Below are 201 nucleotides of genomic sequence, written 5' to 3' on the forward strand. Positions count from 1 at the left end.
GGCAGGGAAGGCTGGAATTTTGTCGAGCGAACTGACGGGGTCTGGAGAATTCAAGCCTGAGCTGGGTCGGAACCTGACCTATGGTCTTCTTGACAATCTTGGTCGGGCGATCGTGACGGGCCGTTTTCACCATGAGGCTTTTCCGACGGAAGCGGAGCTGGCGAAGCAGCACGGTGTCAGCCGTTCTGTTACGCGCGAAGC

General features: G+C 58.2%; 1 protein-coding gene. It reads left to right on the top strand.

The window, feature by feature from the left end; translation table 11 throughout:
• Positions 1-19 precede the first annotated feature (19 nt).
• The coding region (locus tag ACM9LZ_RS26190; RefSeq protein ID WP_416622429.1) for a hypothetical protein at positions 20-201 on the top strand (182 nt) is incomplete at its 3' end.

Origin of the sequence: Niveispirillum fermenti (assembly GCF_048066175.1) — a bacterium.
GTDB lineage: Bacteria > Pseudomonadota > Alphaproteobacteria > Azospirillales > Azospirillaceae > Niveispirillum > Niveispirillum fermenti.